Here is a 13,841-nt window from a genome sequence, read left to right on the forward strand (position 1 = left end):
GGGTCACGATGTGCCTTCCGGGGAGGGGCGCAGCAGGTCGTAACCCACCTGCGCGGCGCCGTACGACAGCAGGAGCGGGAGCGCCGCCGCGACGGGCAGCGCGGAGGAGGCGAGGGCGAGCACGGCGGCGGCCAGCCGGACGGCCCCCGCCCGGCGGTCGGCCGAGCACAGGTGCTGAAGGCCGAGCACGGCGAAGACCACGGCGGCCGGCACCCCGACGGCCCAGCTCGCCCCCGACGGGTGCATGATCGCGTGCTCGATCCCGATGCCGAACGCCACCAGGCCCATCGACAGCGGCAGGTGCGAGTACACCCACACCTGCCCGGCCAGCTTGGTGCGCAGCACGACGGACTCGTCGACGTGGTCGAAGTACAGCCACCAGAAGGCCATCGCGATGGCCACCCCGGCCAGCGCGACCAGCAGCACGGACGGGGTGACCTCGTGCCCCTTGAGCCCGGTGACCACGGCGGCGACCACCTCGCCGAGCACGATCACGACGAACAGCCCGAACCGCTCCGGCAGGTGCTCGCTCTGCGGCGGGAGCCGGCTCTGGTGGCCCCGGCTGAGCAGCGGGGTGGCCAGGTCGATCACCAGCGCCACGGCCCACAAGGCGTACCGCTGCGGCGGATCGACGGCGAGGGAGGCCAGCCAGATGACCGCGGCGAGGCTGAACCCGGCCGCGTACCGTACGGTGAGCGGCCTGGCCTCGGGGACGTGCCGGCCGGCTCTGAGGTAGGCGACGACCAGCAGGATCCGGGCCGCGGCGTAGGAGATCGCGAACAGGGCCGAGCGCTGCTCGATGTCGCTGACGCTGGCCGCCATCGTGGCCACCGCGAGGATCTGCGGCAGCGCGAGCAGGCGGTGGCTGACGTCGTCGGTGTCGAACCGGTTGGCATAGAAGACGTAACCCGCCCAGGACCACCAGACCGGCACGAACAGGCCGACGAAGGTGAGGACGCGGCCGGCGTCGGCCCCGCCGGCGAGCACGTCGGCCAGCTCGGCGACCGCGACGACGAAGACGAGGTCGTAGAGTAGCTCCAGCCAGGTGGCCCGGCGGTGCACCTGCTCGAACAACCGTAAACGGGGCGGCTGCCACTGGCGGCTAGTCAACGCGGGACCTCCACAATATGTAATTGTGTAATTATGCACGCCTTTCGGCTAGTGCAGCGTCAGGCAGGCCACCCGGGGACCCGCCTCGCCCGCGTGGGCGCCGCTCTTCTTCGTGGCCTTGGCGTGGATGACCAGCGACTTCGGCAGGGCGGCGGGGTCGAGGCTCCAGGGATGGCGGGCCGTCGAACGGCCCGCGCCCGACCCGTCGGTGGTGACGTCGAGCCAGATCTCGCTGGCCGGGTCGGCGTGGCCGGGATTGTGCTGGTAGTGACCGCCCGCGTCGTCGGGGTCGGCGCCGCAGGGCGCGGTGTGCAGGTGGGCGCCGTAGTGGTGGCGGGGCAGGAAGCCCTCCACCACCAGCGAGGTGCGGGTCGTGCCGCCGGTGGACTCGGCCGTGAGGCTGGCCTGCGCGCCCTCGGGGGCCAGGCGGCGGTCGTAGGCGATCGCCGCGGTGTCGTCGGAGGTGAACTCGCCGCCGCCGCTCAGCTCCGGCACGCCCGGCGGGCTCGGCTTGGTGACCTCCTGGAGCGGCGCCGGCGGCCCGGCGCAGGCGGCGGCCGTGAACAGGACGAGCAGGAGTGCGGGCACGCGCATGAGGGACCCCCCGGGTATGCTGGCGGAAGGCCCCTCACTCTAACGAGTAGCCGTACGGCTACACGCCGTGTTCGGCGAAACTCACTTCAGCGCCCCCGAGCTGAGCCCCGACTGGATCTGCCGCTGGAAGATGATGTAGACCACCATCACCGGCAGGATCGTCATGCTCAGCGCGGCGAACAGGCCCGGCCAGTCCGCCTCGTAGCCGGCCCTGGTGGAGATCCTGGCGATGCCGAGCGTGAGCGGCCACTTGTCCGGCGCGCCGCCCATGAGCGCCAGGGGCAGCAGGTACTGGTTCCACTGCCCCAGCACGTTGAAGATCGTGATGCTGACCAGGCCGGGCTTGGCCATCGGCACCATGATCTGGAAGAACGTCCTGGTGTGCGAGGCGCCGTCGATCAGCGCCGCCTCGGCGACCGCCTCGGGCAGGGTGCGGAAGAACGCGGCCAGGAAGAAGATCGTGAAGGGCAGCGAGTACGCGATGTAGACGATGATCAGGCCGATGTGCGAGTCGAGCAGCCCGAACTGCTTGACGACGAAGAACAGCGGCCCGAGCGCCAGGAAGATGGGGAAGGCGAGCCCGGCGACGAAGTAGTAGTAGATCAGCTTGCCGCCGAGGAACTTGTAGCGGGCCAGCACGTACGCCGCCATCGAGCCGAACAGCATCGTGCCCGCCGTGCCGAAGAACACGACGATGACCGTGTTGAGCATGTACTGCCCGACGTGCGCCTTGTCCCAGGCCCGGCCCCAGGCGTCCAGCCGCAGCGCCCCCGGGAGCTGGAGCGGGTCGCCGAAGATCTCGGTGTTGCTCTTGAACGAGGCCAGGAACGTCCAGAGCAGCGGCAGGATGATCAGCAGCGCCCAGACGGCCAGGGCGACATGGGAGAGCCCGCTCAGCACGCCGGGCCGCGGCCTGCCCGCTCCACGCGAAGCCATCAGAGCTCAACCCTTTCACGCCTGGTCGTGCGGAGCGTCAGCACGGCGAACGTCACGGTCAGGAAGAACAGCACGACGCCCATCGCCGAGGCGTAGCCGACCTTGTGGTAGTCGAAGGCGGTCTTGTAGATGGTGATGGGCAGGATGGTGGTGGCTCCGTCGGGCTCGCCCCGGTCGCCCGCCAGCACCTGGATCAGCGCGAAGCCGTCGAAGGCGGCGATCCCCAGGTAGATCCAGCCGACCTGGAGGGTGTCGCGCAGCAGCGGCAGCGTGATGGAGAAGAACAGCCGCACGCGGCCGGCCCCGTCGATCGAGGCGGCCTCGAAGTAGTCCTTGGGGATGGCGGCCATGCCCGCGGAGAACAGCACCACGTAGAAGCCGACCGCCTGCCAGACCATCACCGCGATGATCGACCAGAGCGCGAGGCCCGGCTCGGTGAGCCAGCCGATCGGCTCGGACAGCCCGAGCCTGGCCAGCGTGCCGTTGATCACACCGTCCTCGTCGGGACGGTAGATGGCCTGGAACAGCACGCCGACCACGGCCACGGCGAGAACCTGGGGGAAGAAGAACACCACCCGGTAGAAATTCGACCCCCACACCCCGCGCATTCCCGCGCCGCGGGTGCCGCCGCCGAGATTCAGCAGGAACGACAGGAACAAGGCGATGACGATCGTCAGGAGCGGCAGCACCAGCAGGAGAATTCCGTGATTGCGCAGGGCCTGCCAGAAATTGTCGTCCTCGAACAACCGGCCGAAATTGTCCAGCCCCACGTATCGGACGACCGAGCTGACGCCGTTCCAGCTCGTCAGCGAGAGCTGGAAAGCCTGCACATATGGGCTGATCACGAAGACCGTGTAAAGCGTGACCGGGACGGCCAGGAACCCGATGACGAATCCGTACTTGCGCAACCGCTCCATGTGCTCAGGCGCTCCGCGTCTGCTTGGTGACGGAGTCGTCCTTCTTGACGTCGTCGGCCTTCTTCTGCATGCGCTCGCAGAACTCGTCGGGGGTGATGCGGCCGGACATCAGGACGTTGGTCTGCTCCCAGCCGTAGTCGAACAGCTCCTTGTACCAGCCCTCGAACCGGGCGTCGGTGATGATGTTCTCGCCGGCCGCCTCCTGCGCCTTGGCGGCGCTGACCAGGCCGGGCGGGAACTCGGAGCTGTCGGCGGCGCCGGTCACCACCGTGAGGTTGTTGGTCTTCTTGGTGAAGCCCGCCGCGCCCTCCTTCGACAGCATGATCCGCAGGTACTCCAGGCCGCCCTGCGGGTTCTTGCCCTTCGCCGCGACGACGAAGTTCTCGCCCACGCCGACCTGGATCGCGCCGTACGGCATCTTGTCGGAGGCGGTGACGTCGGGGATGGGGGCCAGGGCGTACTCGAAGTCGAGCGGGATGTCCTTGGTCATCTCGTTCTCGAGCCAGGAGCCGCACGGGTAGAACAGCACCTTGTTCTGCAGCTGCTTGACCTGGGTCTGGGTGTGGTCGAGGCCCAAGTACGCCTTGTCGCCGTACTTCTGCTGGACGTCCAGCCAGGCGGTGACCGCCTGCTTGACCGCCTCGCTCTTCCAGGCGTTGTCGACGAGGTTGTCGATGTCGATGATGACCTGGTTGCCGCCGATCTTGGCGGCCGTGTAGAGGACGTTCCAGAGCTGGTAGTACGGGCCCTTCTTGCCGGGGTAGGCGAAGAGCGCGATGCCTTCCTTCTTGGCCGTCTCGCCGAGCGCGGTGAACTCGGCCCAGGTCTTCGGCACGCTCCAGCCCTTGGCGGCGAACAGCTTGGCGTTGTACCACAGCGCCCGGTGGGAGACGGTGTAGTTGAGCACCAGGTCCTTGCCGTCGAGCTTGCCGTTCTGCAGCACGAGGGGCGTGATCGTGTCGCGGACCTTCTTGGACGGGTCGTCGAAGGAGGGCGCGTCGTAGAGCGGGGTCAGGTCGGCCAGGTGGCCCTCGGCGGCCAGCGCGGCCAGGTCGAGCGCCTCGGGGCCGGAGTTGTTGATCACGTCGGGCATGTCGTTGCCGACGATGCGCGGGCGAAGCTGGGTGCCGATCTGCTGGGTGGCGGTGTGCTTGACCGTGACGCCGGCGTGGGCCTTCTTGTACAGCTCTTCGTGCAGGTCCTTGGCGTAGGAGTCGCCGTAGCCGCCGCTGAAGATGACCACTTCGAGCGGCTTCTTGACGTCGACGCCGAAGGGGTTCTTGGGGTCCGCCGACGCCGCGATCGACGTGGCGGGCGCCGCCGAGGGCTGATCGCCGCCGCCGCTGGTCGCGCAGGCGCTCAGCAGGCTCGCGCCGGGCCCGGCCACGAGCGCGGTCAGGCCGATGCGGCGGAGCAGCTGACGCCGAGTGATCTCGCCCGGGTGGGTCATGGGGGCTCCCGAAGAGGATTCAGTTAGGAAAGTTTCCTAAACGTTTGCCCGAACGTACGAACGCCCGCCGACACGCGTCAAGGGGGCGCAATCGAGACGTGACCTTGCCGTGATCCCTTGCCTAGAACCTCGTTCTAGAAGCAGGGTGGGTCACATGATTATCGAGTACGCGGACCGGGTGTGGCGCGGCGAGTCTGACGACAGCATCGTGGACACCGGCATGGAGGGCAAGGGCGTCCAGACCGTGACGGAAGGCGTGGGCTGGTGGCCGGGGTTCGGCAACGCCGTCGCCTTCGAGACCGAGGGCGAGCTGCTGCTCTTCGACACCGGCGGCCCGTGGGGCGCCGCCCGCCTGCACGAGGACGTCCGCCGCTGGTCCCGGGCGCCGCTGACCACCGCGTTCTACTCCCACGGGCACATCGACCACGTCTTCGGCACCGGACCGTTCGAGGAGTCGGGCCCTCGGGCCACCGTCTACGCCCATCAGGCGGTGGTCGATCGGTTCGACCGCTACGTGCTGACAAATGGTTACAACACGGTGATCAACCAGCGGCAGTTCCAGAACACCCGCCTCCGCTGGCCCGCCGACTACCGGCGGCCCGACGTCACCTACAGCGACGCGCTGACCGTACGGCGCGGCGGGCTGACCTTCGACCTGCTGCACGCCAAGGGCGAGACCGACGACGCCACCGTCGGCTACGTGCGCGAGCACCGGCTGCTGCTGCCCGGCGACCTGTTCATCTGGGTCACGCCCAACTGCGGCAACCCCCAGAAGGTGCAGCGTTACCCGCGCGAGTGGGTGCACGCGCTGCGCCGGATGGCGGCCCTCGACGCCGAGATCATGCTGCCCAGCCACGGCGCGCCCGTCTTCGGCGCCGACCGCGTCCGGCAGGCGCTGCTGGAGACGGCCGAATGGCTGGAGTCGATCATCACCCAGACGCTCGACCTGCTCAACGCAGGCGCCCGGCTCGACGAGATCGTGCATTCGGTGAAACCTTCCGAGCGCCATTCCGACCGGCCCTATCTGCGAGCCCGCTATGACGAGCCGGAATTCGTCGTACGCAATCTCTGGCGCCTTTACGGCGGCTGGTACGACGGCAATCCGGCCAATCTCAAACCGGCCTCCGAGGCGGTGCTGGCCAAATCCGTGGCGGAACTCGCGGGTGGGCCGCACGCGCTCGCCGACGCGGCGCTCGAAGCCCTTTCCGAGGGCGACGAGCGGCTCGCCGGACATCTCGCGGAAATGGCCGCGCTGGCCGCTCCTGACGACCCGGGAGTACACCGGGTCAGGGCCCAGGTTTTCGCCGCCCGAGCGGCTGGCGAACAGTCACTCATGGCAAAGGGCATTTTCACCTGGGCCGCCGCGGAATCATCGGCCCGCGCGGACGGGGAAACCCCGGCACCCGCCGAAGGCGCTTAGGCGCCCGCGGGGCCGGTGCCGGGGTTCGCGACTCAGGGGCGGGTCCAGCTGTCCTGCGGCCGGTCGGCCCGCGGAAGGGAGTCCTTGGGGACGTCGGCGGGCGCCACGACGCTCACCTCAACCGTGTCGGACGCGACCTTGATCGCGCTTTCCACGATCCAGTCGTCCTCGACGTGCTCCGCGGCCACTTCGTAACCGCTGCCGCTGCCGTCGGGCTTCGTCCACATCACCACGTACTCGATCTTGAGGCCGCGCCGCGACAGCTCGGCCCTGGCGTCCGAGACGGACTTGCCCACGAGCTTGACGCCCGCCACGCCGTCGGCGGACACGCCGACCGTGCTCGGCGCGCCGGCGGCGTACCGTTCGCCGGGCTGGGCCGGGCGGCCGATCCCGATGATGAGCTTGCCCCGGTACCCGGTCGGCATGGAGATCGTGCCGCACCAGGCCGACGGGCAACTGTCGACGCTGCGAACGGTCACGCCGGTTCCCGGCGGGAAGCTGCCGGGGGTGGCGGGGCCGAACAGCATGCCCGCGTACTCGGGCGCGACCGGGATCTTCTTCACCGTGGCGTCCAGGCCGACGGCCCGGAACGCCTCGGTGTAGGCGGCCGCCTCCGCCTCGGGGTCGGTGATGACGACGTCGACGAAGTCGTCGCCGGTCTTGACGGTGACGGCGGCGTTGGCGTACTCGGTGACCGGGCCGAAGAACGGCAGCGTGACGGCGAGCACGGCGGCCAGCCCGGCCGCCACCGCCCCCAGCAGGAAAAGCTTGCGCGGCCCCCTGCGGCGCAGGCGCACGACGGACGCCCGCTCCTCGGCGCCGATCTGTTCGGACGTGACCGGCTCGGACGTGACCGACTGCATGAGCGCCCGCGCCCCCGCGCCGGACGCCTGCCCGGCGGGCACGCCCGCCAGCTCCTCGTCGCGCACCCGGGCGAGATCGGCGATGTTCACAACGAGCTCCTCGCCGCGCCTGCGCGCGGGACCGGCGGCGTTCACAACGGACTCCTTGCCGCGCCCACCAGCGCGCTCCGGACTGTTCACAGCGGGCTCCCTTCGAGGGCGACGGACTGTGTGCGCTCGATCCCGGCCTCGGCCAGGCGGCGTGCGAAGCGCCGGCGGGCCCGGTACAGGCGGACCCGTACGGCGTTGCGGGTGATGCCGAGGGCGGTGGCGATCTGGCCGGTGTCCAGCTTCTCCCAGGCGACCAGGGCGAGCAGCTCCCGGTCGTCGTCGGAGAGCGTCGTGAACGCCCGGGCCAGCGGCGAGAGGTCCTCGACGGACGGCCCGGCGACCACGGGCGCGGCGGCCAGTTCCGCGCGTAACGCCTCGGTGCGCCGCTCGTGGCGGCGCTCGCCGCGCCGGTGGTTGGCCAGCACCTTCCTGGCCACGCCGTACAGCCAGAGCCGGGCCTCCTCCCCGCTCGGCACCTCCTCGATGCGCCGCCAGGCGATCATGAACGTCTCGGCCACGACGTCGGCCGCGTCGTCCGGGTCGGGGCAGCGGCGCAGCGCGTAGCCGAGCAGGGGTCTGTAGGAGAATGCATAGATCTCCTCGAACCGGCTCTCGGGATCGGCTCCCATCCGGTCTCCTTACGTGAGCATCAACAACACTCACCCCATGTCCGGATTTTTGGCAGCATTACAGCTCTTGGCGGGAGGAGTCGGTTTTGACGGTGAATCGCATCGTAGGCGTCGGCGTGCTGCTCACGGATCCGGACGGGCGCGTCCTGCTCGGCGAGCGGGTGAAGGCGGGCGAGCCCCTGTCGTGGTGCCTGCCCGGCGGGGCGGTGGAGCCCGGCGAGACCTTCGAGTCGGCGGCCGTCCGCGAGCTGGCCGAGGAGACCGGCATCCGCGACGCCGGGCCGCCGGTCGTCACCGGCGTGGCCCTGGACCACCCGGAGGGAGCCGTACGGGTGACGGCGGCGGTCACCATGCTCCGGGGCGCCGCCGCTCCGACGGTCACCGAGCCGCACGTCTTCCGCTCGTGGCAGTGGTTCCCGTACGACGGGCTGCCGTCCCCGCTGTTCCCGGCGACCGCCCTCGTACTGGCCGTCCCGGCCTCGGGCTCGCGCGACGGGCTCTACGCGGTCACGCCGCCGCCCGTCCAGGCCACGAGGTGATCGACCTGCCGAGCCTGCTCGAACACACTCGGAGATGCTGAGCGCCCGCCGCCATGAGCGTCGGACGTCCGAATCGTGCTCGTGACCGGCCGACAGGCAGGGCCTGCCTCAAGCGCCGACAGGCCCGCCCGGTGACCAAGGCAACGGGCGGGCCGACGGCAGGCGGGGACCGGGGATGGGTCAGGCGAAGTGGGTGCGGGTTTCGGTGAAGGCTTGGTCGGTGGCTTCCAGGGCGCGGGCCACGTCCTCCTCCGTCAGGGCCGCCGACATGAACCAGTTGTGCCACGGGTGCAGGTACACCCCGTGCCGCAGGCAGGCGTCGCTCCAGTACAGGGCCGTGGACAGGTCGGCGTCGCCGTCGAAGCTGAGCCACGGGATGGTCACCGGGCCGGTCTGGTTCACGACGAACCCGTGGGACTTGGCCTGGGCGTACAGGCCCTCCCTGAGCTGGGCGCCGGCGCGTTCCATGGCGGCGATGCCGTCCGTGTCGCGCAGGGTCTCGATGGTGGCCTTGGCGGCGGCCATCGCCACGGCCGAGAACCAGAAGGAGCCGGTCGTGTAGAGGGTCTGGGCGGCGCCGCGCAGGGCGTCGGTGCCGGTGACGGCGGCGATCGGGTAGCCGTTGGCCATGGCCTTGGACCAGGCGGTCAGGTCGGGGCGCACCCCGTACGGCTCCCACGACCCGCGCAGGTCGATCCGGAACCCGGCCCGCACGTCGTCGATCACCAGGGCCGCCCCGATGCGGTCGGCCAGGGCGCGGGCGCCGCGCGCGAAGGCGGGTTCGACCAGCTCCTGGTCCTCGAAGGAGTCGTGCTTGAAGGGGGTGCAGATGATCGCCGCGACGTCGCCCTCGACGGTGGCGGCGGCGGCCTCCAGGGACTCCAGCGAGTTGTAGGTGAACTCGACCAGGTCGGCGCGCTCGTTCGGGGTGGTGCCGGCGGTCGAGGGCGTGCACCAGGGGTCGGCGCCGTGGTACGCGCCGTGCGCCATCAGCACCTTCGTGCGCCCGGTGGCGGCGCGGGCGACCATGAGCGCCTGGGTGGTGGCGTCGGTGCCGTTCTTGGAGAACATCGCCCAGTCGGCGCTCGGCACGGTGTCGACCAGCAGCTCGGCCAGCTCCACCATGATCGGTCCCGGGCCGTTGAGGCAGTCGCCGAGCGCGAGCTGGCGGGCGGCGGCCTCCTCGACGCGCGGGTGCCGGTGCCCGAGCACGACCGGTCCCCAGCTGCACATGAGGTCGATGTACTCGCGCCCGTCCACGTCCCACTGGCGGCAGCCCTCGCCGCGCTGGAAGAACTGGGGGTAGCCGGGGGCGAAGATGGCCGCGTTGAGGTGCCCGTACATGCCGCCGGGGACGACCTTCAGCGCGCGTTCGCGGAGTTCGGCGTCAGTCATGCGAGAGTCCTTAGGGTGGATTCGAGGTCGGTGAGGCCGGCGTCGGAGCCGAGCCCGGTGGCCACGCGGGCCGCGGCGGCGGTGCCCCAGCGGGCGGCCTCCGGCACGTCGCGGCCGTGCAGCAGGCCGGTCAGGAAGCCGGCGCAGTACGCGTCGCCGCACCCGGTCGTGTCGGCGACCTCCGTCTCCAGCGCCGGCACCCGCTCGGGCTCGCCGCCGGAGGTCAGCACGAGGCTGCCGGCCGCGCCGAGGGTGACGAGGACGCCCTTGGGGCCGTCGGCGAGCAGGGTGGCGGCGGCGGTGGCCACGTCGGGGTCGCCGGTCATGAGCAGCGCCTGCGACTCGTTGGGCAGCACGTAGTCCACGTGGGGCAGGAACGCGCGGGCCATCGCCAGCAGGTCGGGCAGCTCCGACAGCAGGTCCATGGTGACGATCGTGCCGGCCGCGCGCACCTCGTCCAGGAGGGCGAAGAAGGCGGGGTCGCCCAGGCCGAAGGTGACGTCCATGCCGCCCAGGTGGATCGCCCGGGCGCGGCGCAGCACGTCGGGGTCCAGGTCGGCGAGGGTGACGCCGAGGTTGGCGCCGGGCACGTGGAAGCTGGGCCGGCCGCCGTCGGGGCGGATGGGCAGGATCGAGGCGGCGGTCTGCTCGCCGGCCCTGCGGACCAGGCGGGAGGCGTCCACGCCGCGCTTGGCGAGGACGGCCACCAGGAAGTCGCCGAGCTCGTCGTCCCCGATCGCGCCCATGGTGATCACCTCGTTGCCGAGTTTGACCAGGTCCACGGCCGTTCCGGCGGCGGCGCCGGCGGCGGTGAGGCGGATCTGCTCGACGAGTACGGTGTCCTGGCCCTCGGGGATGCGCTCGACGGGCCTGGCGAGGATGTCGACGATGTGCACGCCGACAGTGGCGACGGTCATGGACTAAATAGACAGACGTCCGAATAAAAAGTCAATATGGTGGGAGTCGCCGCGAGAAGAGGGGGATCCCGATGCCGAAGATCGTCGATCACGATGAGCGCAGGGCCGAGGTCCTGTCGGCGGCCCGCAGGGTGATCGTCAGGGACGGCATCGACGCCGCCACCACCAGGGCCATCGCCAAGGAGGCCGGCTACTCCAACGGCGTGCTCGCGCACTACTTCGCCGACAAGGACGAGATCCTGCTGTCGGCGCTGAGCCAGTCGCACCAGCGCATCAGGGAGCGGCTGACGCGCAAGGTCGAGGGCGTCACGGGCCTGGCCGCCCTGCGCGAGGTGCTGCTGGACAACCTGCCGCTGGACGCCGAGCGCACCCAGGAGAGCCGGCTGGAGGTCAGCTTCTGGAGCCGCAGCCTGGCCTCGGAACGGCTGGCGGAGGTCCAGCGCGCCGAGGCCGACGAGCTGCGCGCCGCCGTACGGGAGCTGCTGGGCCAGGCCCGCGCGGCCGGCGAGCTGAGCACCGACGGCAGCCTCGACGACCTCGCCGAGCACCTGCTCGCCCTGGTCGACGGCCTCAGCCTGCACCTGCTCCTCTACCCGGGCCGGCTCACCCGCGTCGACCTCGAACGGCTCATGCTCCAGGCGCTCGACCGCCTCTGACAAGGGAGGCACTGGAAGTATTTCGGACGACCGACTACTGTGCCCACCCATGAGCCTCCGCGAGCAGTTGTGCGAGTACGGCAGGCGCGCCGTCGAGCTCGGCCTGGTCATCGGCACCTCGGGCAACCTGAGCGTGCGTCAGGGCGACCAGGTGGCGGTCACCCCGTCCGGGGTGGCGCTCGACCGGCTGACCCCGGAGGCGTGCCCGATCGTCGACCTGGCCGGCCACCTGGTCGAGGGCGAGCTCCAGCCGTCGTCGGAGACCCCCATGCACCTGGCCGTCTACCAGGCCACGGGCACTCAGGCGATCGTGCACACGCACTCGGTGTTCGGGACGGTCGTGGCCACGACGATGACCGAGCTGCCGCCGGTCCACTACAACGCGCTGCTGCTGGGCGGCGTGGTCAAGGTGGCCGAGTACGCCACCTACGGCACGCCGGAGCTGGCCGCCAACGTGCGGGCGGCGCTGGAGGGCAAGCAGGCCGCCCTGATGGCCAACCACGGCGGGGTGACCATCGGGGCGACGATGGAGCAGGCGTTCGAGGCCACCCGCCTGCTGGAGTGGCTGTGCGAGGTCTACGTGCGCGGGCTGGCCGTGGGCAGGCCGGCGGTGCTGACCGACGAGCAGCTCGCCGCCGTCGTGGACCGCGCGGCCAACCCGCCGGCCTTCCCGCGCCGGCCGGCCTAGGCCGGCGCGGAACGGTCAGAGCGGCGCGGAGCGCTCGGGTCAGGGGGGCGCCAAAGGGGCCGGTCAGGCCAGGGCGGCCTCTTCGGCCAGGCCCAGCGGCAGGCCGCCGGAGCCGGCGATCCGGTCGTGGAACTCGCGCAGCGACCCGGTGAACGACTCGCGGATGCGGTCGATCTCGATGGCCCCCGTCAGGTACGACGGCGCCTGCGTCGGCCAGGCGCAGTAGCGGTTCACCTCGCCCTTGGCGGTGCCGGGCGACAGCGACGCCTTGGTGGCCATGAACGTCTCGGCCTCCTCGATCGACATGTCCTCGCAGTGCAGCGCGGTGTCGACGATGATCCGGGCGGCGCGGAAGAGGCGGAAGTCCAGGTGGGCCAGCTCGGTGGCGGGGGTGTCGAAGTAGCCCTGCTCGTGCAGCACCTTCTCGACGTACAGGGCCCAGCCCTCGGTGAAGTACGGCGTCCTGAAGACCTTGCGGACGGTACGCGGGTTGTCCGCCATGTACGACAGGTGCCAGTGGTGCCCGGGATAGGCCTCGTGCACGGCGATCGAGGGCATCTGGGCGCGCGCGTTGGTGCGCAGGCGCTGGCGTACCTGCTCCTCGGTGAAGTCGTCGGGGGTGTAGGGGACGAAGAAGATGCCCGTGCGCGAGCTGCTGAGCGGCGGCGGCGCCAGGTAGTGGGCGACGTACAGCACCGGGCGGGCGTACTCGGCCGAGGGCAGGACCTCGCACTCCTCCCCCTCGGGGAAGGTGACCAGCCCGCGCTCGCGGACGAACTCGCGGGCCCGCCGGGTCTCGGCCTCGTACTCGGCCCGCATGTCGGCCAGGGTGGGCGGGTGGTCGTCCATGAGGGACTCCATCGCGGCCCGCCAGTCCTCGGCGCCGGTCATGCCGAGGGCGACCCGGCGCATCCGGGCGTCCAGGTCGGCCCAGGCGGCCCTGCCCTTCTGGTGCAGCTCGGCGGCGCCGTAGGTGAGCATCTCGCGCTCGCGCAGCAGGGTGGAGTAGAGCTTCTCCCCCATCCGCCAGGTGCCGCCGCACCGGAAGCCTTCGAGGAAGGACACCAGCGCGTCGAACGCGTCGGCGGCGGGTCCGGCGGCCTCGGCCAGCCGGGCGCGCAGCGTCTCGTCGCCGACCATCGCGGGGAGCGTGCGGGTGAGGAAGTTGCGGCCGGTACGGGCCTGGTTGAGCCCGCGCGTGACCAGCAGCGGCGCGGCGAGGTCGGGGTCCAGGTTGGCCTGGCAGGCGGCCAGCACGCCGGGCACCTCGGCCAGGCGGGAGATCGCGGCGGCGACCAGTTCGGGCTCCGGCTTGAGCCGCTGCTGGAAGGCGTTGAACAGCGACCCGAAGACGGCCGAGAGGTACAGGCCCGGGTTGCGCCGCCACTCGGGCCAGGATTCGAGCGCGACCGAGCCCCTCAGCTGGGACAGGACCAGGTCTCTGTCGATGGCGTCGTCGAGCGAGCCGGCCGGGGCGTCGGAGAGGCGGTCGATCCAGCGGCTCTCTTCCCGGGCTCTGTTCTCCCAGGCGGAGGCGGTGAAATCGCCGAGGGTGTGGTCGTAGCCGTCGGCTCCCAATTGGCTGGCGACGACGGGACGGTCGGAAAAGTACCAGTTGAGAAACTCGTCCACCTACG

General features: G+C 70.8%; 14 protein-coding genes. 4 read left to right on the forward strand and 10 right to left on the reverse strand.

Translation table 11 applies throughout. From position 1 onward, the window contains the following. Positions 1–3: 3 nt before the first annotated feature. The 5 genes from ACIBST_RS15665 to ngcE form a co-directional block, all read right to left on the reverse strand. Positions 4–1,074: a low temperature requirement protein A gene (locus ACIBST_RS15665; RefSeq protein ID WP_397172199.1), complete on the reverse strand. Its 1,071-nt coding sequence runs from the start codon at positions 1,072–1,074 to the stop codon at positions 4–6. Between the two features lie 84 nt (positions 1,075–1,158). Further along, positions 1,159–1,704: a superoxide dismutase family protein gene (locus tag ACIBST_RS15670; RefSeq protein WP_397172201.1), complete on the reverse strand. Its 546-nt coding sequence runs from the start codon at positions 1,702–1,704 to the stop codon at positions 1,159–1,161. An 81-nt stretch (positions 1,705–1,785) separates the two neighbouring features. Further along, entirely contained in the window at positions 1,786–2,640 is an 855-nt protein-coding gene (locus ACIBST_RS15675; protein ID WP_352326101.1) for a carbohydrate ABC transporter permease, read from the reverse strand. After that, a complete protein-coding gene (locus ACIBST_RS15680; RefSeq protein ID WP_352352001.1) occupies positions 2,640–3,557 on the reverse strand; it encodes a sugar ABC transporter permease in 918 nt (305 codons plus the stop codon). Before ACIBST_RS15680 ends, ACIBST_RS15675 begins: the two co-directional genes overlap by 1 nt. A 4-nt stretch (positions 3,558–3,561) precedes the next feature. Next, the gene (gene ngcE / locus ACIBST_RS15685; protein WP_397172203.1) at positions 3,562–5,007 is read right to left on the reverse strand and encodes an N-acetylglucosamine/diacetylchitobiose ABC transporter substrate-binding protein; all 1,446 of its coding nucleotides are present in this window, start codon (positions 5,005–5,007) and stop codon (positions 3,562–3,564) included. A 154-nt stretch (positions 5,008–5,161) separates the two neighbouring features. Here ngcE and ACIBST_RS15690 point away from each other — a divergent pair, with 154 nt between their 5' ends. Continuing rightward, positions 5,162–6,427 carry an alkyl sulfatase dimerization domain-containing protein gene (locus ACIBST_RS15690; RefSeq protein WP_397172205.1) on the forward strand — a complete coding sequence of 422 codons (1,266 nt, stop codon included), beginning with the start codon at positions 5,162–5,164 and terminating at the stop codon, positions 6,425–6,427. Positions 6,428–6,459: 32 nt separating this feature from the next. Here ACIBST_RS15690 and ACIBST_RS15695 read toward each other — a convergent pair whose 3' ends face one another. Both ACIBST_RS15695 and ACIBST_RS15700 read right to left on the reverse strand, forming a co-directional pair. Next, positions 6,460–7,425, reverse strand: a complete 966-nt coding sequence (locus tag ACIBST_RS15695; protein WP_397172207.1) for a hypothetical protein — start codon at positions 7,423–7,425, stop codon at positions 6,460–6,462. Between the two features lie 41 nt (positions 7,426–7,466). Further along, positions 7,467–8,009, reverse strand: a complete 543-nt coding sequence (locus ACIBST_RS15700) for an RNA polymerase sigma factor (RefSeq protein WP_397172208.1) — start codon at positions 8,007–8,009, stop codon at positions 7,467–7,469. Positions 8,010–8,101: 92 nt separating this feature from the next. On the opposite strand from ACIBST_RS15700, the gene ACIBST_RS15705 reads away from it, so the two are divergent. Next, positions 8,102–8,548: an NUDIX hydrolase gene (locus ACIBST_RS15705; protein WP_397172210.1), complete on the forward strand. Its 447-nt coding sequence runs from the start codon at positions 8,102–8,104 to the stop codon at positions 8,546–8,548. 180 nt (positions 8,549–8,728) lie between these two features. Here ACIBST_RS15705 and ACIBST_RS15710 read toward each other — a convergent pair whose 3' ends face one another. Further along, positions 8,729–9,943, reverse strand: a complete 1,215-nt coding sequence (locus tag ACIBST_RS15710; protein WP_397172212.1) for an aminotransferase class III-fold pyridoxal phosphate-dependent enzyme — start codon at positions 9,941–9,943, stop codon at positions 8,729–8,731. Further along, entirely contained in the window at positions 9,940–10,860 is a 921-nt protein-coding gene (locus ACIBST_RS15715; protein ID WP_397172214.1) for a carbohydrate kinase family protein, read from the reverse strand. Before ACIBST_RS15715 ends, ACIBST_RS15710 begins: the two co-directional genes overlap by 4 nt. Before the next feature lie 71 nt (positions 10,861–10,931). On the opposite strand from ACIBST_RS15715, the gene ACIBST_RS15720 reads away from it, so the two are divergent. Further along, positions 10,932–11,516 carry a TetR/AcrR family transcriptional regulator gene (locus ACIBST_RS15720; protein WP_397172215.1) on the forward strand — a complete coding sequence of 195 codons (585 nt, stop codon included), beginning with the start codon at positions 10,932–10,934 and terminating at the stop codon, positions 11,514–11,516. Between the two features lie 49 nt (positions 11,517–11,565). After that, positions 11,566–12,204 carry a class II aldolase/adducin family protein gene (locus tag ACIBST_RS15725; protein WP_397172217.1) on the forward strand — a complete coding sequence of 213 codons (639 nt, stop codon included), beginning with the start codon at positions 11,566–11,568 and terminating at the stop codon, positions 12,202–12,204. A gap of 63 nt (positions 12,205–12,267) precedes the next feature. Here the strand turns inward: ACIBST_RS15725 and ACIBST_RS15730 are convergent, their stop codons facing one another. Further along, positions 12,268–13,836: a DUF885 domain-containing protein gene (locus tag ACIBST_RS15730; RefSeq protein WP_397172219.1), complete on the reverse strand. Its 1,569-nt coding sequence runs from the start codon at positions 13,834–13,836 to the stop codon at positions 12,268–12,270. Between the last annotated feature and the right edge of the window lie 5 nt (positions 13,837–13,841).

Origin of the sequence: Nonomuraea sp. NPDC049684, assembly GCF_044465345.1 — a bacterium.
Classification (GTDB): Bacteria; Actinomycetota; Actinomycetes; order Streptosporangiales; family Streptosporangiaceae; genus Nonomuraea.

Coding starts and splice junctions, on each gene's coding strand:
- ACIBST_RS15670 (WP_397172201.1), bottom strand. CDS start 1,704: ATGCGCGTGCCCGCACTCCTGCTCGTCCTGTTCACGGCCGCCGCCTGC.
- ACIBST_RS15675 (WP_352326101.1), bottom strand. CDS start 2,640: ATGGCTTCGCGTGGAGCGGGCAGGCCGCGGCCCGGCGTGCTGAGCGGG.
- ACIBST_RS15680 (WP_352352001.1), bottom strand. CDS start 3,557: ATGGAGCGGTTGCGCAAGTACGGATTCGTCATCGGGTTCCTGGCCGTC.
- ngcE (WP_397172203.1), bottom strand. CDS start 5,007: ATGACCCACCCGGGCGAGATCACTCGGCGTCAGCTGCTCCGCCGCATC.
- ACIBST_RS15690 (WP_397172205.1), top strand. CDS start 5,162: ATGATTATCGAGTACGCGGACCGGGTGTGGCGCGGCGAGTCTGACGAC.
- ACIBST_RS15700 (WP_397172208.1), bottom strand. CDS start 8,009: ATGGGAGCCGATCCCGAGAGCCGGTTCGAGGAGATCTATGCATTCTCC.
- ACIBST_RS15710 (WP_397172212.1), bottom strand. CDS start 9,943: ATGACTGACGCCGAACTCCGCGAACGCGCGCTGAAGGTCGTCCCCGGC.
- ACIBST_RS15715 (WP_397172214.1), bottom strand. CDS start 10,860: ATGACCGTCGCCACTGTCGGCGTGCACATCGTCGACATCCTCGCCAGG.
- ACIBST_RS15720 (WP_397172215.1), top strand. CDS start 10,932: ATGCCGAAGATCGTCGATCACGATGAGCGCAGGGCCGAGGTCCTGTCG.
- ACIBST_RS15725 (WP_397172217.1), top strand. CDS start 11,566: ATGAGCCTCCGCGAGCAGTTGTGCGAGTACGGCAGGCGCGCCGTCGAG.